Source organism: Microcystis sp. CS-574 (assembly GCF_028329095.1).
Lineage (GTDB): Bacteria > Cyanobacteriota > Cyanobacteriia > Cyanobacteriales > Microcystaceae > Microcystis > Microcystis ichthyoblabe_A.
The window spans coordinates 12,332-29,977 of record NZ_JAQMSY010000217.1; the positions used below are offsets into that span (position 1 = coordinate 12,332).

Below are 17,646 nucleotides of genomic sequence, written 5' to 3' on the forward strand. Positions count from 1 at the left end.
AGTTATGGTACGCGGCCGCTATCTTGGCAGAAAATATCAAAAAAAAATCAATAAAAATAAATGGAAGCACTTAAAAAGGAATTAAAAAAAATCGGTTCTCTTGCCCTCTTTTTTTTCTTGGCTTTCGGTTATATTCTTCTGATCATGAAATTATTTCTGGAAGAGTATTCGATTACCACCTACGTGTTGGGTAAAGCGATCGTAGGAGCGATCCTTGCGGCAAAAACCGTGGCCATTCTCGACGCAGCCATGAAGCTAGAATGGTTAGAAAATCGTCCCCGTTACGTTAGTGTTCTATATCGAACCTTTGTTTATACCCTAGCAGCACTGATTCTCGGCTCGATCGAGGGTTTTCTGGAAGCTTATCGGGTAACGCGGGTGATTTCGGAGGCAATGGCAAAATTTTGGCAAAGGGAAAGTTTCTCTCAAATCCTTGCGGTTACTCTCTGTCTCGCAGTGGTTTTTTGTCTCCACAATCTCTGGCACGAAATCGATCGCTCTTGGGGTAAAGGCAAATTGAGAAAATTTTTTCTCGATCGCTCCTAAAGTAGAGCAGTTATCTTAATGGTGAGATAGCAAGTTTTCCTTTTGGGGAGTCGGGAGATAAGAGTCAGGGATTTAGGGAGATAGGGAGATAGGGAAATTTCAGCTAAATTCCCCACTACCCCCCACACCCCACACCCCACACCCCACTACCCCAACACCCCACTTAAGAAGTATGTACGATCGCCCTATCTTTCGCGGGCAACCCCTGCTAGGATAAAATACGGGTGAAAAATTGCTAATCCAAGGAGTACAGACGTGATTGAACCTTTAGTGCTAGGGATTGTCCTAGGCTTAATTCCCATTACCCTAGCGGGTTTGTTCGTTGCCGCCTATTTACAGTACAAACGGGGCAATCAATTCGGCTTAGACTAAATCTATCACGCCAATCCCCCGAATTGAGAAAATCTCCCGTCTGGCTAGGCACTGGACGGGAGATTTTCAACAGGACAGATTTGCCGCTTAACAGATTGTGGCTGCCGGCGTTGCCATCCCCGCAAAACTTATCTGTCTTACTGGGAGAGCGATCGCCTAAAACCAAGAGCTACACGGCTGTTAAACTAGGAAAACGAATAACGGTTTCCGTGTATTCGGGAACCCATCCAGCGGTAGTGGTGAAGTAACGCACTGCTTTAACTCGTTTACTGGCAGTGAGGTGAAACCAGTGTTCGGTATGGGCGGGAACATTGATATATTCTTGAGGTTGAATAGTTAATTCCCCCTGAGAACCATCGGGAAAGACAAAGCCAAAAACCCCCTCCCCATCAATGATATAACGCACCTCATCGTCAGCGTGGGTGTGACAGCGCTCGAATTTGGCCAGTAAAGTGTCGAGATTGGGAATTTCAGGGTGTAAAACGATTAAATCTCTAGCTTGATAACCCGCTTCTTGCTTTAGTTGCTCAAAATAACCGTCTAAGCTGGTTAAAACTATTTCTTTTTCTTCGTCAGTCAGAGAAGCTTGTTTAAGTAGCTGACGGGTGGCCTCGTTTTCGATCGGCCAATAGTTTAAAGTGACATTTAATTTAGCCAATTCCAGACTAATATCGGCTAACTGGGTATAGGTTGTCCCATTCTCTAAGCGTAGTATCGCCATTGGTTATCATCCTCAAGATTACTTTTTTCATTTTAAAGTTTTCCAGAGGCAAGCCGCTCGATTTTTTGCCCCTCGATCCCTTGCCAGTTCCTAGGATTTTCTGCTCAAAAATGCTATTATGGTCTATATCTGGGGAATTAGCTCAGTTGGTAGAGCGCTGCGATCGCACCGCAGAGGTCAGGGATTCGAGTTCCCTATTCTCCATTTTCCAGAGATATTAACCGCTTTTCAAGGTTCAAGAAAGATTATGAACCAGTCTCAACTTCCCAAAAAGGCGTTACTTTTATTTCTGGGGAGAATAGCAGAGGATTACTGACAGAAAAGCTAAAGGATTTGACTTGTGGTGGTAATTTTCCTTGAAAAAATGCCATTAATTCCTGATCATTTCTTGGTAAGTGACTAAGGATAACTCCATTAGCTGAATTGTCTTGAACAAAGCGAAAATTGGCTTGAGTTCCATCGAGATAATTAACGTTAATTATCACGGGAGGGATTCTAAATATTTTTTTGATTATTTTACCCAACCAAGAATATTCAAATTTAACTTGAACACGAGTAATCCCACTATTACGAGTAGGTAATTCATAGACTTGATCCCAAGTAATATTAGTAGTCTCTCCTAGAGGGGTTAGACTGCAACGACTGATATTTCGTTTTTCTAAAAGATAAAAGTTGGTTTTGATTGCGGGGACTTGGAAGGGTGAATTTACCGAGTCAAGTTGATAATTACAAACCACATAAGAAAAGGCCTTAGGTTCATCAAAAAAAGGATGTCTGCCATCAATAGATTGAAAGTGATAAATCAGATAATCTCTGGGAGATTTAGATAAGCTTTGATAATTTAGTTCATCCAGTTTTTCTGTATAAGCACCATAAGATTGAATAATCGGCCGCGGTTTCCAATTAAGCTGATTGCCCGGAATCAGTGAAAATTCCCAGGGAATTATATCAATAGTTTTGCCTTGCACTTTTCCCAGCACAGAATCGGGTATTTTGGTAGCGGTAGCAATGACTTGTAAATTTTGAGTTGTACTCCTTTCACCTCGCATTTTTAATTCTCTGGGATTAAGCATAGAGGAAATGACAACCCCGATATTATTAACCACTCTATCGGGACTGAAATTACTCCACTGGTGAGCATTTTCCAATATAGTCCAATTAGGACTAGAGGTGATAATAATACATCCCAAAAAAATTATTCCCCAAGCACAATAAGCAATTTTCTTAAACCGAGATTTTTTAATAATTATTGTATAGAGAGAAGCTAAGACAATAACCACAAGTGTAAAAACAACAACGTGAGCATCTTGCCTAACAAATCCATGCTTAAATGATAAAAATATGGGAAAAATATAGGCAATAGCCAGACTAATTTTTTGGTCTATAATTGCCAGAGACATTAAAAGCAAACTTAAGGCAAAGCAGAGCAAAGCAATTAGTAAACGCGGGTAATTTCCTACAATACTCATCGCACTGGAATAACCAGAAGAAATTTGCCAAGAATTGCTTAAATATCCGATGAGAGAGGGAAAATTATCTAGATTAATTGTTTGGATAAGAAGTAACCCATAAAGCCCATAAAATACTAACAGAGGTAAGAAGTTAAGTAAGTGGTTATGATTAAATAGAAGATAGATTCTGCCTTTGATACCCCTTGCCTCTCTTAATAAGGGGGGTGCCGATAGGCGGGCAGATCTGACGATAAACCAGAGAGTTAAAGCCACTCCTCCAGCAATGCAAAAATTAACTATAATGTGAATAAAGGCTCGGTTAGAGGCAGCTGGATAGAGAAAAATAAAGGCAATGGAAGGAATGGTTAAAGTTAAGTTAATACCAGCGAGAACATTTTTTATAACTATCGATGGTGACTTCTGAAAATATCCCCGAACAATATTAACGATTATGTAGATAAACAGGCTGCCTGCTAGATAAATTCCTAGAGTTAGTTTCGTGAGTATAGAGAACCCAGTGATTATGCCAATAGCCATAGCTAAATAATTGATATACTTTTGAAAAAAGTTATCAAAAGACATGAGTATCAGGAGGATAAATATTATCTGATAATCAACAGTAAAGCCGACACTGTTGTAGGGATTTCCTACTAGAGTAGCAAAAATAATTGACAGCACAAAAACTATTTGATTGCTATAGTCCTTAATAAATAATAATCTGAGAATAACTACTGCTAATAGACAAAGGTGTATCAACCAGCGAAAATAGATAATTTGGGAAAAGTTGTGATTTAAAGATGTGCCATGAATCAGATAGCCTAGGGGTCCATAGGTGAAGATAATATCTTGGCCAAAAATTAACTGTTTATGGGCAGCATCACTAATAGCAAAAGCCCAAGAAGCATCTAAGCCCCTTTTTAACCGATCAATAATAGGCAAATTTGCCAGAAAAAAGTAGGCAGTAATAATAATTAGTATTCCCTTGACGAATACAGGTAAATCGAGAGATTTTTTTTGCATAATTTTTGAGTTAAAAAATTCCTTTTAATTCCTTCTCGTGATTATAAATCCAATCAAAGATATCTTGGATTAATTTTCTACCGTCTCGCTTGGGTTGCCATCCAGTTATAGAACTGATTTTGCGGGAATCAGTGATAAAAATTGGCATATCTCCGGTGCGATTTTCGAGAATTGCCTCAATCATTATACTATTGCCCGTGATTTCTTGACATAGTTTTGTAGTTTCATAAAGGGAAAAGGAAAAATCTTGCCCACCCCCCACATTAAAAGTCTGCCCTTTGAATTGTTCTAAATTAGCAATCTGAATATCGATTAAATCGAGTAAATCAGCTACATGAAGAAAATCTCTAACCTGTTTCCCCGTACCCCCATAACCGATATATTTTAAGGACTTATGAAAGTAATGATTAGCCACCCAAAGGGCAAAAACTCCCTGATCAACTTTTCCCATTTGCCAAGGACCAGTTAAAACTCCACAGCGATTAATTAAAGTTCTTAATCCGTAGGCATCCCCATATTCATTAATAATCAATTCCGATGCTAACTTAGTGGAACCGTAGAGAGAACGGGGCAAATCTAGGGGAAATTGTTCACTAATACCAAAAGCAGAAACCCCGGGTAAATTTTGCTGTTCAGATAACTGAAAACGAGTATCTGTTTCTGTATAGTTTAATTGATTAAGATAGGCAATGGGATAAACTCTGCTGGTGGAGAGAAAAATAAAATCTGCTTGGGTTTGTCTAGCTAATTCTAAACAGTTAATCGTTCCAATTAAGTTAGTTTGCAAAACGTAGCCGGGGGAATTATAACCAGCTAAAACCGAAGGTTCTGCCGAACATTCTAGGATTAAATCCACTGGCAAAGCGGATGCTTCTAAGTCTTCCGCATTTCTGACATCTCCATGAACAAATTCAATTCCTGCTTGTTTGAGACGGGGAATATTTAACTCGGAACCGCGACGTTTTAAGTTATCTAAAGCGATAATTTTCCAGTCGGGATAACGTTGGGCTAATCCTAAACCTAAAGAACTACCCACAAAACCCGCACCACCAGTAATTAACACTTGCCTAGTCATAATTGTACAATCTTGATTAGTATTTATAGGTTACTTTGAATCACTGTATTGTCAGTAATTATCTAGGTTTGGTGGCTTTGACAAATAGCTGCCCACCCAAGAAATTCCAGAAAATAGGAAATTTTAAATAAATTTTGAGTAAGGTGGGTGAAGCGGGTCTTCCTTTCGTAGAAAATGGTAGAAAACGAGGAATTAAAGTATCGATTCTAAAACCAATTGTTTCCAATAACTCCTTTAAAGAAAGGTGAGTTATTGGTAGTTTATGATCAATAAAATCATAGTATTCTTTATAAGAATACTTAAAATTAGGTTGAATCACTAGAAGTGATCCGCCCGGTGTTAAAATGTCATAACAAAATCCCAAAACCTCGATTAATTCTTCCGCACTATTTAAATGCTCGAAAAAGTTGGAGATAAAAATTTTATCAAATCTTATATCAAGTTTTTGCTGCTCATTAATACTGAGAATATTGAGATTCAATACCGTTACATCAGGATTAGCAAAAACTTTTGCATCAGGATTAAGATCGATTAAGTATTTATTTTTAGAACGAATTTGATTAATAAATTCACAGTAACCTCCACCAATATCTAAAACTGTATCATTGACAGTAACATAATTTTGTAAAAAATTATTAACCAAAACTTTCCAAAGAGCTAATTTTGCTTTTCTTTCTTGAGGATTAAAGCGACTTTCGTAAAGTCTCTTTAAGTATTCCATTTGTCGGGTTACTTGCTCGTCTAACATGGTTTTAACCTCTGAATTTATTGGTTACTTTTATCTGATTTTTTGGACAGATTTGCGCTTATAGTCGCCTCTAGAAAGGTATTTTTCTAACCAGATAGAGAGAACTATAAATAAATAACGACTACCCATTTCCTTGAGTTTTAACTTGGAAATCCCCGTGGTACGATTGCGCCAAGTGATGGGAATTGTCGTGTAGGAATATCCTCGCACGATTGCTTTTAAGGGCATCTCTACTGTTAAGTTAAAATGGTGAGACAGTAGAGGTGATATTCCTTCGATAACCTCCTTCCGATAGATTTTAAAGGCATTAGTGGTATCATTAAATTTTAGCCCAAATAAAACTTGAATGAATAGATTGGCCAAACGATTAACGAATAACTTGTGTATGGGATAATCAATAACTTTTCCTCCTTTGATAAAACGAGAACCAAAAACGCAATCGTAGCCTTCTTGCAGTTTATAATAATAGTCCACCATGTTATCGGGAGAGTCGGAATTATCTGCCATTACTACTGCCACTGCATCACCGCTAAAATTTTCTAATCCACAGCGTACCGCAAAACCAAAACCGTTGGGATAATAGTTATTGATGTAGCGAATCCGATGATTTTCTTGGTTGATTTTTTGCAGAACTGCTTCGGTGTTATCTTTGCTATTGTCATTAACCACCAGGATTTCATAATCAATTTTATCCCGTTCTAAACGTTCGGATATTAAGTGAGCAGTGCTTTCGATGCAATCTTCTTCGTTGTAAGCAGGGATAATTATTGATAGGGTTTTTACTGCATAGTTATCCCTTGATTGACGTGGGTGAGAGTAACCGTCCATCTCGAAAGCTGGTGCTAATCCTTCGGGATAGTAAATTTCTGTCTCATTAGTCTTATTCTTAGGTTTAAAAATTAGGCTATCACTGGCGACATAATTAATACTAGCTCCCAGTAAAACCCCAATCATTGTGTTGACTCCGGGGCTAACTCCTAGCCAGTTTAAGAATGGAAATACCAAAAAAACTCGCAGTAAAACTGCTAAACCTGCCGAGAGATGATAGAGAGGAAGTTGTATCAAAATTACATCTCTAATTGTCCAATCTCCCCCAGTCCACACCCAGATTCTATAGATAAAGAAACTAGCAATTAAAGATATTTCTATCGAAATAACATTAGCAACATTCTTCAGAAATGGGGTATTAAATCCTAAGTCGTCAATGAACCAATAAATGAAGAATAAGTTGATTAAAAATGCCACTCCCCCAGCAATGAGAAATCGAAAAATTTTATTGTTGTAGATTTTAGTTAACATAAGGAACTCAACTCAATATAAATTACAGATAATTATCTCTTATTTACCGTGTCTTGTTGTGTATATATCACAACGTTTGTTAGAAAAAACGGGCTTGTCATTAGGATTATACAGGCTATTTAAATATTTTTTATCTTCTCGGTTTTCTCTTGTTTCGTTGCAAAAAACTATCGCCTCAACTTGATGATTAGCTCTTGATAACTCAGAGAAAGCATTTTTTAATTCTTCCTCACTTGCTTCACTATAAATCATTAAGGCACGACGTTGACTGTAGTAAGGTATCATTGAATTCCATTGATGTCCGTAGATTAACAAAACACCATCAGAAGAAGTAATACTTTGGACTTGAGAGGCAATTTCTAAGTAATTGATACTATAAAATTTTGTTTTAGGATGCCAGAAAGCTCGATAAAATTGCAGTTGTGATAACAAAATTAAAGCTAGGAAAAACCAGCCTACAGACTGCCAAATTTTCCGTTGTTTCTCTATTAATCCCATGATGGTAAATCCAGAAGCACCGAGGAGAAAGATAGCATTAGCATAGGGATAATAGTTATGAACAAAATGCAAATTGGTAAAAATGGCAACTGTCAATATAAATAGTAAACTTAAGCCATAACTTAGTAACTTTTTTGAGGTGAAAATTGGTAATATTACTAAAGCCATAACGCTGATTATCAATCCGCCAAAAACGTCATTTAGAGTCCTAGTTAGATAATTTCTCCACTGTGACCGAGATAATTTTTGAGCGATAGTTCCAAAGTTCCAATCTCTCAAAGCTTTCGAGGTGATAAAATCTGCTGCCATGGGATTGAGTAGCTTTTGGCCATCGGTAAAGTTAACCCAAATTTTGGCTATAAGGAAGGGTATGATTATAAAAACAACGACCGGTATCAATAAATCTCTCGCTAAGTTACGAGATGACTCTTTCTTAAACCAATTAGCACCTATCCAGACAGAAGCTAAAATTAAAAATCCAGCCATAGTCGTTACTTTAGTTAGACTGGCAGCGATTCCACAAAGACAGGCTAGTAAGGCAATAATTGGCGATTTATAGCGAAAATAAACAGCAATACAGGCAAGATAAGCTAAAGAGAAAAATAGGGCGGTTGATTCAATCATGAATGTTCGCGACCAAAACAGATAAAGAGGACTGGCTAAAAATAAACTCAAAAACAGCCAACGGAAAGCTCGCGCTACTTGTAAATAAGATAGGATTACATATATAGGAATCAAACTTAAATAAAAGAAAAAAGCACTCACAAATCTACCAGTTTGATCTATCGGTGTCTGCAAAAGCTTAACTAAAATAGCCACTATTCCTTGATAGAGCGGAAACTCCATCGGAATTGACCAAGGCACTCCTAAAACAGGGGTTTCATAGGCTAACCAAGGACTACCTTTGAGTAAATAAAAAACCGAGATGGCCGTTTGAGTTTGACGAAAAGCGTGGACATCTATCAAAGGATTATTCCAGCCTCCGCTAATCCCCCAAAAACTATGGATTAAGCAAACTGCAAAAATTAACAATAATATTTTCTCAGTCCATTTATTTTCATCTGACTCAGTTTTTTCGCTCGGAAATTTAAAAGCAAGCATATTTGACCATCTCCAGTTTTTTAAACCCATAGACGCACAGACCCAGATAGTTTTGACATAGTAATCTAATGATCTACTATAACCAACGGCTAACGTTTTGACTAAAAATCTCTTTGAGAATATCTGTTACTGTGTAGGTTAACTGCCAATCAGGATAATGATTTTTAAACTTACTCACATCAGAAATCCACCAGATATGATCACCAATGCGATTAGTCTCTACATACTGCCAGTTTAACTTTTTAGCCGCAATCGCTTCACATTCCTGAATGGCTTCTAACATGGAACAATTACTAAAGCGACTACCACCGATATTATAAACTTCTGCTACTCGCGGGGCCTGATAAAAATGATAGAAAGCATTGACAAGATCGTAACTATGAATATTATCTCGTACCTGCTTACCCTTATACCCATAAATACTGTATTCTTTGCCAATCATCGTACATTTCATTAAGTAGGATAAAAACCCGTGTAATTGGGTTCCCGAATGACTGGGACCGGTTAAACAACCGCCACGAAAAGAGGCAGTTTTCATCTCAAAATAACGCCCGTATTCCTGTACTAACACATCCGCTGCCACTTTCGAGGCACCAAACAAAGAATGTTTACAAGCATCAATACTCATCAACTCGTCAATACCTTGAGCAAAATAAGGATGACTTTCCGAGATTTCCCAACGTAATTCTTTTTCTACTAAAGGCAATTCATTCGGTCTATCCCCGTAAACTTTATTAGTGGAACAGAAAATAAATACTGCTTGGGGACAGTGTTGACGAGTATTTTCTAATAATACTAAAGTTCCGTTAGCATTGACACTAAAATCCATATAGGGATCCTTAGCTGCCCAATCGTGGGAAGGTTGCGCCGCCGTATGGATAATTAAGGATATATCATGACTATAGGTTTTAAATATATCTGCAATAGCCTCATGATCGCGAATATCTACAGCATGGTGAATGTATTTATCCCCGTAATCTTGGGATAATTTGGCTCGATTCCACTCCGTCGAAGCGTCTTCGCCAAAAAATACCTGACGCATATTATTATCGATACCGACGACAGTATAACCCCGATCACAAAAAAACCTCACTGATTCGGAACCGATTAAACCAGCAGAACCGGTTACTAGAACGATCGCCATAACTATATCCTGAATTTTTTGCCTAGTTGTTCAGAAATTTCTCAAGTTGAGAAAACTTTCTCCGACTTTACTAGATAGGTTCGCCTTTGTCAATTAAACAGGAGGAGATTACCTTAATTGCGGCAATTCCCTGAAAAATGATCGTCTTATCCACTAGGGGTGATTTAATGGCCTTTTCTTGCCAGTAATCCCTAATTAAGTCCCCATCTCCCCCTGTTAAAATTATCCTGCTCTCTGGATATAAATTTAACCATTCCTGAGTGAATTTTTCTATTCCCGCCAAAATTGTATAAATTATCCCACTTCTTATACTTTCTGCTGTTTCTTTTGCCCACATCTGGGGTAATCTTTCCGGTAAGGACACCTCTGGTAAGGCTGCCGTCCGTTCCCTTAAACTGGCTAATTGCACCTTTAACCCGGGTAAAATTGCCCCTCCCACTAGCTTTTTATCCCTATCCACTCCCGTAAAAGTTAAGGCTGTTCCCGCATCGATGACTAAACAGGGAAATCCATATTTTTTTCCCGCACCTAAGACAGCTAAAGCTCGATCGATGCCGAATGTCGGATATAAATCCAGTAAAGGAATATCTTTTAAAGTAATTATCCGTAAATTGCCATAATTTGCCCATAATTCTTTTTGGCTAGGAACCACAGAAGCGACAATTAATTCACAGTTACATTTATTTGTCAAGAGTTTAGGGAAAATTTGTTGCAAAAATTCATTACTTAGGGGTTCGTTCAGGTGAGGAGTATCGAGACAAGCTAACAGGGTTTGACCGCGAAAATACCCCCAATGTAGCCGAGAATTGCCGATCATCAACCCTATCCAGTCAGTGTCTTGCTCAGTCATTTAGTTAGTAGGAATTATGAATTGGGGTGTGGGGTGTGGGGTGTGGGGAGAATAAATAAAATAATCTCCTGTCTCGGAGTCTCCCGATGGCTTCAAGATAGCCGATATTTGGCGGAATTATCTAGAAATCATGACAAAAGTTTTTTAATGGTTGCACAGGCAAGAGAATAAGATAACCTAGGTATAGAATTTAACAAAAAATCTGGTTAACGGACATTGATCAAGTCGATAGCGCAGTGTCAAACGAGTTCTTTTCCCGCTCAGGTATGGCAATTAGATCACGGCTTAACCGTAATTCATCAGTACTTACCCGTGACTCCTGTGGTGGTAGTAGATGTGTGGGTTAAAGCAGGTGCGATCGCTGAACCCGACCCATGGTTAGGTATGGCCCATTTTCTCGAACACATGATCTTTAAGGGGACGAAAAAACTTCCCCCCGGACTCTTTGACTATTTAATCGAAAATTGTGGCGGAATGACCAACGCTGCCACCAGTCACGATTACGCGCACTTCTATCTCACCACCAGTGTGGATCAAATTGAACATACCTTACCCCATCTGGCCGAAATTCTCCTCCATGCTGAGATTGACGATGAGGAATTCTATCGGGAAAAAGATGTAGTTTTAGAAGAATTACGGGCCTGTTATGATGATCCCGATTGGATTGCCTACCAAACCCTCTGCGGAAGTATCTATCAAAACCATCCCTACGGACGCTCTATTCTAGGCGATCAACCCCGTTTAGAGCAATTAACCCCCAATCAAATGCGCTGTTTCCATCGCACCTATTATCAACCAGAAAATATGTGTGTGGCGATTATTGGGGGAATTGAACCCCAACCAGCTTTAGAAATTATCCGGCAATCTTTTCGGGAATTTCCCGTCCCTTCGGAATCTCCTGCGAATCCAGTGGCTGCCGAACCCCCCCTGATCGAAATTCGTCGTTCCCAAGTCTATTTACCCCATCTAGAACATTCTCGTCTCTTGATGGGATGGACTGGACCAGGATGCGATCGCCTAGAAGATGCCTTTGGATTAGACTTGATTTCGGTAATTCTTGCCGGGGGACGCTGTTCGCGCTTAGTGCGACAGCTGCGGGAAGAAGCGCAAATCGTCCTCGATATTAACAGTAATTTTTCCCTGCAACGAGATTCCAGTCTCTTTACCATCGGTGCTTGGCTATCTAGCTCAGAAACTGAGACAATTGAAGGCATTATCTGTGAACATCTCCAACATCTGCACGATGATCCCGTCACCCCCGCAGAATTACACCGCACTCAACAGTTATTAGCTAACGATTATATTTTCTCCACAGAAACCCCGGGCCAATTAGCCGGACTCTATGGATATTATCAAACCCTGAGAGCTGCCGACCTAGCCACGATCTATCCCCAAGTTATCCAAAGTTTGCAACCATCAGATCTACAACGTCTGGCTCGTCAGTATCTCTCCCCGGAGCGATATGCTATTACAATAATGCAACCCTGTGAATAAACGATGTCCGCTTCTCCCATTCACCGCTTAACCTTAGAAAATGGCATCACTCTTTTAGTGGTGGAAAATACGGCCGTGGAGTTGGTTGCGGGGAGGATTTTCCTCAAAAATGCGGGTACTCGGTGGGAAAAAACCGAAAAAGCGGGTTTATTTCGTCTTTTAGCCGTGCTGCTCACCAAAGGTACAGAAAAGTTATCTTCCCTAGAAATTGCCGATCGCGTTGAGTCCACGGGGGCCGGTTTAAGCGCCGACACGGGGACTGATTATTTTGTGGTTAGTTTAAAGACCGTTACCAAGGATTTTTTAGATATATTGCGTCTAGCGGCGGAAATTATTCGTTTTCCCAGTTTTCCCCCTCCAGAAATCGAATTAGAGAAAAATCTCACCTGTCAAAGCATTCGCTCTCAATTGGAACAGCCTTTTAATGTAGCTTTTAATCAATTACGCGCCGCTATGTACCCCGATCATCCCTATGGTATGTCTTTATTGGGTACGGAGGCAACGGTTTCTCAATTGCAACGGGAGGAGCTGCTGGCCTATCATAGTCGCTTTTTCCGTCCCGATAACTTGGTAATTAGTCTTTCTGGCCGTATTACCCTAGAGCAAGCAGTAAAAGCAGTGACGGAAATTTTTGGCAGTTGGTCAATTCCCGATCTTCCTTTATCTAGTTTACCCCCCGCCGCTTTTGATTTTCAGCCCACCTGTTTAACTACCGTCCAAGCTAGTCAACAGGCGATCGTTATGTTAGGATACCCTGGCTCTTCTGTGCAAGAGGATGATTATGCGGTTTTAAAATTATTGAGTACCTATCTGGGGAATGGGTTATCTAGTCGTTTATTCGTGGAATTGCGAGAAAAACGGGGATTAGCCTACGATGTTTCCGCTTTTTATCCCACCCGTCTCGATTCTTCCCAATTTGTCATTTATATGGGAACTGCACCCCAAAACACAGCCATGGCCCTGTCGGGATTGCGTCAGGAAGCAGAAAGGTTATATAAAGTAACTTTGAGCGAGGAGGAGTTACAGTCAGCTAAAAATAAGTTATTGGGTCAATATGCTCTCGGTAAACAAACTAACGCCGAAATCGCTCAATTATACGGTTGGTACGAAAGCTTAGGTTTGGGGATTGAATTCGATCGCACTTTCCTGGATTCTATTAATCAGATTACCCCCGAACAAGCGCGATCGGTAGCCAGTAAATATTTTCAAAATCCTTACATTTCTTTAGTCGGCCCAGAAAATGCGATCGCTGAAATTCTCTAGTCAGAGCAAAAAGCAGCAACAAAAAACTATTGCCGCTGCTATTTTTGATTAACTCCCCGGGTGGGATTCGAACCTACGACCAATCGGTTAACAGCCGACCGCTCTACCACTGAGCTACCGAGGAAGGCTACTCACAATTAATAATTATAATCATAAGTCCCTCAATAATGCAAGTGTTTTCTGGATTTTTTCTCAAAAAAATTTCCGGTGCCGGTAGCGGTGGGCAGAGAATCGACTATTGTGGAGATAAGGACACCATTAAGTCTAGTCTATGCTTGCTCATCACCGCCGTCCCGTTTCCTTCTGTCTGCTCTCGACAGATCTACCCATCCTCTCCTCTTTAGACACTGCCGCTACCCTCTACCAAAAGGATCGCCACCGGTTTCATCTTCTCCTCAATCAACCCCCAGTCGCTCTCCCAGAAATAGAGACACTTAAACCCAAAAATAATCAAAATAAATTAATTTGGCTAGAAATTTCAGCTAATCGGGTAATTATGACCATGCAGGGCCAGGGAAGATTCGCCTATCGTCATTTTTGGGAGCAAGGGGTTTTTGGTGTTAGTCGCTACTGGTTAAATGCCGAAAGTTCTCAACCGGGTTACGCTTTTCGCCTCCGCAACTATACCCGTAGTCTCAAATTAGAGGGGGATAATTTCCCCGAATATTTGCGTCTAGAGTACGAATTATGGTCAGATAACCTGATTTTAGGTCATTATGTCCTTCATTTGCAGGTACACCAATAAATAGGGTCGGCTGCATAGAGCTAAGTAGCTGGTTATAATTAAATTAAAAATGGATTTTAGGTTTGATCCCCCCTGCCCCCCTTGATAAGGGGGGTGCCGATAGGCGGGGGGATCTGAAAGTTTTTAATACCTATCTACTTAAAAACCTTGTGGGATAAAACTTTTGGACTTTTTGTCCTCAAAAAGTGCCAGCCGGTGGCAAAATTTAGGCACTTTTTCCCCGAAAATTAGGTAATTGTGGGGTGGATTGAAGACTTAGTGCTACACTTCCCGAAAAGTCGATTTTATTTGAGCTTGTTGTTAGGAATCCACTTAAAAGACGTTGTTTAATCTGGCTAATAAGCTCTTGGGTATGATATGGGGAAAAGTTCCGGCGATTGCAGTAAAATGGGGGAATATGCCCAAAGTTTCCACCTATCGTTACTCTGGAGAGTGTTAGACAGAAAGTTTCTGTATAATATGTAGTTGTGTGTCTATGACGAGGTAATGCTATGGCCCTTTTGGCCGAAGAAATAGTTGAAGAATGGCTGAATAGGCAGGGTTATTTCACCATACGTGGTATCCGTCTTGGCGTTAATGAAATTGATTTGGTTGCGGTGAAGTTCAGATCAGGCGAAAGTCCTGTCTGCCGTCATGTAGAAGTCCAGGCGTCGATGAGGCCAGTCAGCTACATCTCCAAGGTTCCCAAAGCTGCGCGAAAGACTGGTCGGGCTGCGAATAGCGCAGCACGTTCGCCCGAGGAGCTCGTGGAAGGTGTCGCCGAGTGGGTTGAGGGGAAATTCCACGCTACCAAAAAGCGCTCCCTTATGGAAATTCTGTGGAGCGGTGAGTGGTCCTCGGAGCTAGTCATAAATAACGTCAAATCTGAGCAGGAAGTAGAGCTAATTGCCGAGCATGGAATAATCATACACCGGCTTCCAGATATTGTTCGCGAGCTTAAAATTAACAAATTCCCCATCAAGAGTGCTGCTGGTTCGGATTTTATAGACCTGTTGCAGCTATCGCCGTAGTGCGATCGCTATCGCTGTAGGGTGCGTTCCCTAATGCAAGTCCTGCTACAAAGCGATCGCTTTTGGGGAACGCACCATGCACATTGATGGCAGCTGTCAGTGGGATGCCGAAGAACGTAGTGCGATCGCTGTTATCTTCTTGATTAAACTTTAAAACTGCCATTGCTTGGGATAGGAACGTCACTGGCGATCGCTTTTTGGGAATGAAGAGGGGCGATCTCTCTTTGTGAGTTGGAAAGTTGTCATCGATCAGCGATCGCGGATGTCATTATTGCCCAAGCAGAGTAAAATAGAAGTCTGTATTGAAAAAGGGGAAAGTAACAATGCCGCCAACAATGCAATTTAGTCAAATCTTAGAAATGATTGACTATCTCTCTTTTGATGAACAAGATGACTTGATCAATATTGTTAAACATCGGCAAATCGAAAAAAGACGAGAACAAATTGCTCAAAATATTTCTCAAGCTCGACAAGACTATCAAAATGGTAATGTTTTTCGAGGAGATGTTGATTCCATTATTGCCGAACTAAACAATGATTAACTTGGTTTTTAGCCAATCATTTAAATGCGCTTTCAAAACAAGGATTAAACGACAACCCGACTTAAAATCAAAAATAGAAGCCAAATTGAGACTACTCGCTGACGATCCCTATAATCCAATATTACGCACCCGTAAACTAAAAGGGAAATTATCAGATGCTTGGGCTTTTTCTGTTGAATATGATTGTCGAATTATTTTCAATTTTGAATCAAACCCTGAAACCCAAGAAGAAGAGATCAACCTAATTGATATTGGAACTCACGATGAGGTTTATTGAATATGATTTTTTATTATGTTAGCAAGGTTTCGGAGTTGGCGATCGCTTTTTGATGATGGGAAAGGGCGATCATGTATAATCCAAAATATTATGAACTAGATACAAAATCTCGATAAAATGGAGATAGAATGGGACAATAATAAAGCTGCTGCCAACTTGATCAAGCATAAAATTGATTTTGAAGATGCAAAAAACATTTTTCTAGATCCCAACTGTCTGGAAAGAGAAGATAAACGTGATTATAATGAAACTAGAATTCAAGTAATCGGTATAGTTAATCAAGTAGTTTTATTGGTCGTCTATACCAAAAGAAACGGCAGATACCGCATTATTTCAGCAAGGAGAGCCAATAAAAATGAACGACGACAATATTACCAGAGTCAGACTTGATCCCGAAAATGTTAGTCATGGTAAGACAGATTGGGAAAAAGTTGCAGCAATGACTGAGGAAGAAATTGACAAAGCAGCCGAAGCAGATTCGGACTGTCTCCCCCTATCTCAACAAGAATTAAATGAGTTTCGCCGTACATCAATCACAGATGCCGATCTTGTAGTGCGATCGCTGTCATCTTGTTGATTAAACTTTAAAATTGTCATTGCTTGGGATAGGAACGCCAAGTGCGATCGCTTTTTGGGGATGAGGAGTGCGATGCCGAAGAACGTAGTGCGATCTCTGATCTGGTAGAAACCCAACATTACTTTTTCCCAAATTACCACCCAATATCTGAGTTATAATCAATAATATCCATTCTACACCTTAATCAAATAATTTAACTTATGTCTGCTACAATTCGTGAAGAACTTCACCAACAGATTGACCGATTACCTGATGACATTGTTGAAAAAATTGCCAACTTTACCCGATTAATTTCCCCTGAGCCAAACAACATTTCAGAATATACTAATTGGCAAGATGAAGACTGGCAAAAATTTTCGTTAGAGCAATTTTTCAAAGAAGGAGATGAAATTGAATATTCCCTAGCAGATGCTCAAGAAATTTATCAACCATGAAACCAGGTGATATTGTTCTAATTCGTTTTCCTCAAGCAGACTTGAAATCAGGAAAACTGCGTCCAGCTTTAATTATTGCTATTTCACCAAGTCGCCATCGTGATTTATTACTTGCTTTAATTTCTTCTCGTCTCCATCAAGCTACTCTAGGATTTGATGAAATTATTAATACCTCAGATTCTGACTATATTACTACTGGACTTAAAGTGGCTTCTTTAATTCGACTAGGACGATTAACAAGTGTCGAATCATCTGTAATCAATGCACGTTTAGGAACTATCTCACCAGAAAGACTAATACGGATTAAAAATCTTTTAATCAATTGGCTAAGAAAATAAGGCGTTGCATAATAGAGATATGAATGGAGGAAATCAAAATGCAATGCCCTGAATGCAAATCTACCCATATCCGTAAAAATGGCATCAATAAACAAGGTAAACAAAATCATATTTGTGTAACCTGTGGCCGTCAATTTATTG

At 39.7% G+C, this 17,646-nt stretch carries 22 protein-coding genes and 2 tRNA genes; 14 read left to right on the forward strand and 10 right to left on the reverse strand.

Annotated features, from left to right (window positions below):
* Positions 1-60 precede the first annotated feature (60 nt).
* Entirely contained in the window at positions 61-546 is a 486-nt protein-coding gene (locus tag PN470_RS17680; RefSeq protein WP_103111814.1) for a hypothetical protein, read from the forward strand.
* A 255-nt stretch (positions 547-801) separates the two neighbouring features.
* Positions 802-918: a cytochrome b6-f complex subunit V gene (gene petG, locus PN470_RS17685; RefSeq protein ID WP_002738052.1), complete on the forward strand. Its 117-nt coding sequence runs from the start codon at positions 802-804 to the stop codon at positions 916-918.
* 169 nt (positions 919-1,087) lie between these two features.
* On the opposite strand, the gene PN470_RS17690 is transcribed toward petG, so the two are convergent.
* Positions 1,088-1,639, reverse strand: coding sequence for a 1,2-dihydroxy-3-keto-5-methylthiopentene dioxygenase (locus tag PN470_RS17690; protein ID WP_103111815.1), 552 nt, complete (start codon positions 1,637-1,639; stop codon positions 1,088-1,090).
* 131 nt (positions 1,640-1,770) lie between these two features.
* Here PN470_RS17690 and PN470_RS17695 point away from each other — a divergent pair.
* Positions 1,771-1,843 (forward strand) — tRNA-Ala (locus PN470_RS17695).
* A gap of 41 nt (positions 1,844-1,884) precedes the next feature.
* Here the strand turns inward: PN470_RS17695 and PN470_RS17700 are convergent.
* The 7 genes from PN470_RS17700 to PN470_RS17730 all read right to left on the reverse strand — a co-directional run bounded on the left by PN470_RS17700 (position 1,885) and on the right by PN470_RS17730 (position 10,825).
* Positions 1,885-4,110, reverse strand: a complete 2,226-nt coding sequence (locus PN470_RS17700; RefSeq protein ID WP_272104881.1) for a hypothetical protein — start codon at positions 4,108-4,110, stop codon at positions 1,885-1,887.
* A 10-nt stretch (positions 4,111-4,120) separates the two neighbouring features.
* Positions 4,121-5,185, reverse strand: coding sequence for an NAD-dependent epimerase/dehydratase family protein (locus tag PN470_RS17705; RefSeq protein WP_272104882.1), 1,065 nt, complete (start codon positions 5,183-5,185; stop codon positions 4,121-4,123).
* 58 nt (positions 5,186-5,243) lie between these two features.
* Positions 5,244-5,933, reverse strand: a complete 690-nt coding sequence (locus PN470_RS17710) for a class I SAM-dependent methyltransferase (RefSeq protein WP_002756283.1) — start codon at positions 5,931-5,933, stop codon at positions 5,244-5,246.
* A 30-nt stretch (positions 5,934-5,963) separates the two neighbouring features.
* Entirely contained in the window at positions 5,964-7,232 is a 1,269-nt protein-coding gene (locus PN470_RS17715) for a glycosyltransferase (RefSeq protein WP_272104883.1), read from the reverse strand.
* Between the two features lie 39 nt (positions 7,233-7,271).
* Positions 7,272-8,831: an ArnT family glycosyltransferase gene (locus tag PN470_RS17720; protein ID WP_272104884.1), complete on the reverse strand. Its 1,560-nt coding sequence runs from the start codon at positions 8,829-8,831 to the stop codon at positions 7,272-7,274.
* Between the two features lie 76 nt (positions 8,832-8,907).
* Positions 8,908-9,975 carry an NAD-dependent epimerase/dehydratase family protein gene (locus PN470_RS17725; RefSeq protein ID WP_272104885.1) on the reverse strand — a complete coding sequence of 356 codons (1,068 nt, stop codon included), beginning with the start codon at positions 9,973-9,975 and terminating at the stop codon, positions 8,908-8,910.
* A gap of 70 nt (positions 9,976-10,045) precedes the next feature.
* Positions 10,046-10,825, reverse strand: coding sequence for a pantothenate kinase (locus PN470_RS17730; RefSeq protein ID WP_272104886.1), 780 nt, complete (start codon positions 10,823-10,825; stop codon positions 10,046-10,048).
* A gap of 216 nt (positions 10,826-11,041) precedes the next feature.
* On the opposite strand from PN470_RS17730, the gene PN470_RS17735 reads away from it, so the two are divergent.
* Positions 11,042-12,319 (forward strand): M16 family metallopeptidase, encoded by a 1,278-nt coding sequence (locus PN470_RS17735; protein WP_272104887.1) that lies wholly within the window; start codon positions 11,042-11,044, stop codon positions 12,317-12,319.
* 3 nt (positions 12,320-12,322) lie between these two features.
* Entirely contained in the window at positions 12,323-13,582 is a 1,260-nt protein-coding gene (locus tag PN470_RS17740; protein ID WP_271938647.1) for a M16 family metallopeptidase, read from the forward strand.
* A gap of 52 nt (positions 13,583-13,634) precedes the next feature.
* Here the strand turns inward: PN470_RS17740 and PN470_RS17745 are convergent.
* Positions 13,635-13,706, reverse strand: a tRNA-Asn gene (locus PN470_RS17745).
* A gap of 147 nt (positions 13,707-13,853) precedes the next feature.
* Between PN470_RS17745 and PN470_RS17750 the strand changes: the two genes are divergently transcribed.
* Positions 13,854-14,327 (forward strand): hypothetical protein, encoded by a 474-nt coding sequence (locus tag PN470_RS17750; protein WP_272104888.1) that lies wholly within the window; start codon positions 13,854-13,856, stop codon positions 14,325-14,327.
* 491 nt (positions 14,328-14,818) lie between these two features.
* Positions 14,819-15,337, forward strand: coding sequence for a hypothetical protein (locus tag PN470_RS17755; protein ID WP_012265322.1), 519 nt, complete (start codon positions 14,819-14,821; stop codon positions 15,335-15,337).
* Here PN470_RS17755 and PN470_RS17760 read toward each other — a convergent pair.
* The gene (locus tag PN470_RS17760; protein ID WP_271938642.1) at positions 15,309-15,521 is read right to left on the reverse strand and encodes a hypothetical protein; all 213 of its coding nucleotides are present in this window, start codon (positions 15,519-15,521) and stop codon (positions 15,309-15,311) included. The two genes, PN470_RS17755 and PN470_RS17760, sit on opposite strands and share 29 nt — an antisense overlap.
* 139 nt (positions 15,522-15,660) lie before the next feature.
* On the opposite strand from PN470_RS17760, the gene PN470_RS17765 reads away from it, so the two are divergent.
* From PN470_RS17765 to PN470_RS17795, 7 genes are all read left to right on the forward strand, one after another.
* Positions 15,661-15,879 carry a hypothetical protein gene (locus tag PN470_RS17765; RefSeq protein WP_002757428.1) on the forward strand — a complete coding sequence of 73 codons (219 nt, stop codon included), beginning with the start codon at positions 15,661-15,663 and terminating at the stop codon, positions 15,877-15,879.
* Entirely contained in the window at positions 15,872-16,156 is a 285-nt protein-coding gene (locus PN470_RS17770; protein WP_272104889.1) for a type II toxin-antitoxin system RelE/ParE family toxin, read from the forward strand. The genes PN470_RS17765 and PN470_RS17770 overlap by 8 nt, the downstream gene beginning before the upstream one ends.
* A 117-nt stretch (positions 16,157-16,273) precedes the next feature.
* A complete protein-coding gene (locus PN470_RS17775) occupies positions 16,274-16,546 on the forward strand; it encodes a BrnT family toxin (protein WP_002757427.1) in 273 nt (90 codons plus the stop codon).
* On the forward strand, positions 16,512-16,733 hold the full coding sequence (locus PN470_RS17780; protein WP_002801544.1) for a hypothetical protein: 222 nt from the start codon (positions 16,512-16,514) through the stop codon (positions 16,731-16,733). Before PN470_RS17775 ends, PN470_RS17780 begins: the two co-directional genes overlap by 35 nt.
* A gap of 200 nt (positions 16,734-16,933) precedes the next feature.
* Complete coding sequence (locus PN470_RS17785; protein ID WP_002801545.1) at positions 16,934-17,167, forward strand: hypothetical protein; 234 nt, start codon at positions 16,934-16,936, stop codon at positions 17,165-17,167.
* The gene (locus PN470_RS17790) at positions 17,164-17,505 is read left to right on the forward strand and encodes a type II toxin-antitoxin system PemK/MazF family toxin (protein WP_002801547.1); all 342 of its coding nucleotides are present in this window, start codon (positions 17,164-17,166) and stop codon (positions 17,503-17,505) included. Before PN470_RS17785 ends, PN470_RS17790 begins: the two co-directional genes overlap by 4 nt.
* 38 nt (positions 17,506-17,543) lie before the next feature.
* Positions 17,544-17,646: IS1/IS1595 family N-terminal zinc-binding domain-containing protein (locus PN470_RS17795; protein WP_420372283.1), on the forward strand; the 103-nt coding region annotated here is incomplete at its 3' end.

Bases quoted from the DNA above. Each gene is read 5' to 3' on its own strand.
- PN470_RS17680 (WP_103111814.1), top strand. From the start codon at position 61: ATGGAAGCACTTAAAAAGGAATTAAAAAAAATCGGTTCTCTTGCCCTC.
- PN470_RS17690 (WP_103111815.1), bottom strand. From the start codon at position 1,639: ATGGCGATACTACGCTTAGAGAATGGGACAACCTATACCCAGTTAGCC.
- PN470_RS17700 (WP_272104881.1), bottom strand. From the start codon at position 4,110: ATGCAAAAAAAATCTCTCGATTTACCTGTATTCGTCAAGGGAATACTA.
- PN470_RS17705 (WP_272104882.1), bottom strand. From the start codon at position 5,185: ATGACTAGGCAAGTGTTAATTACTGGTGGTGCGGGTTTTGTGGGTAGT.
- PN470_RS17710 (WP_002756283.1), bottom strand. From the start codon at position 5,933: ATGTTAGACGAGCAAGTAACCCGACAAATGGAATACTTAAAGAGACTT.
- PN470_RS17715 (WP_272104883.1), bottom strand. From the start codon at position 7,232: ATGTTAACTAAAATCTACAACAATAAAATTTTTCGATTTCTCATTGCT.
- PN470_RS17720 (WP_272104884.1), bottom strand. From the start codon at position 8,831: ATGCTTGCTTTTAAATTTCCGAGCGAAAAAACTGAGTCAGATGAAAAT.
- PN470_RS17725 (WP_272104885.1), bottom strand. From the start codon at position 9,975: ATGGCGATCGTTCTAGTAACCGGTTCTGCTGGTTTAATCGGTTCCGAA.
- PN470_RS17730 (WP_272104886.1), bottom strand. From the start codon at position 10,825: ATGACTGAGCAAGACACTGACTGGATAGGGTTGATGATCGGCAATTCT.
- PN470_RS17740 (WP_271938647.1), top strand. From the start codon at position 12,323: ATGTCCGCTTCTCCCATTCACCGCTTAACCTTAGAAAATGGCATCACT.
- PN470_RS17750 (WP_272104888.1), top strand. From the start codon at position 13,854: ATGCTTGCTCATCACCGCCGTCCCGTTTCCTTCTGTCTGCTCTCGACA.
- PN470_RS17755 (WP_012265322.1), top strand. From the start codon at position 14,819: ATGGCCCTTTTGGCCGAAGAAATAGTTGAAGAATGGCTGAATAGGCAG.
- PN470_RS17765 (WP_002757428.1), top strand. From the start codon at position 15,661: ATGCCGCCAACAATGCAATTTAGTCAAATCTTAGAAATGATTGACTAT.
- PN470_RS17770 (WP_272104889.1), top strand. From the start codon at position 15,872: ATGATTAACTTGGTTTTTAGCCAATCATTTAAATGCGCTTTCAAAACA.
- PN470_RS17775 (WP_002757427.1), top strand. From the start codon at position 16,274: ATGGAGATAGAATGGGACAATAATAAAGCTGCTGCCAACTTGATCAAG.
- PN470_RS17780 (WP_002801544.1), top strand. From the start codon at position 16,512: ATGAACGACGACAATATTACCAGAGTCAGACTTGATCCCGAAAATGTT.
- PN470_RS17785 (WP_002801545.1), top strand. From the start codon at position 16,934: ATGTCTGCTACAATTCGTGAAGAACTTCACCAACAGATTGACCGATTA.
- PN470_RS17790 (WP_002801547.1), top strand. From the start codon at position 17,164: ATGAAACCAGGTGATATTGTTCTAATTCGTTTTCCTCAAGCAGACTTG.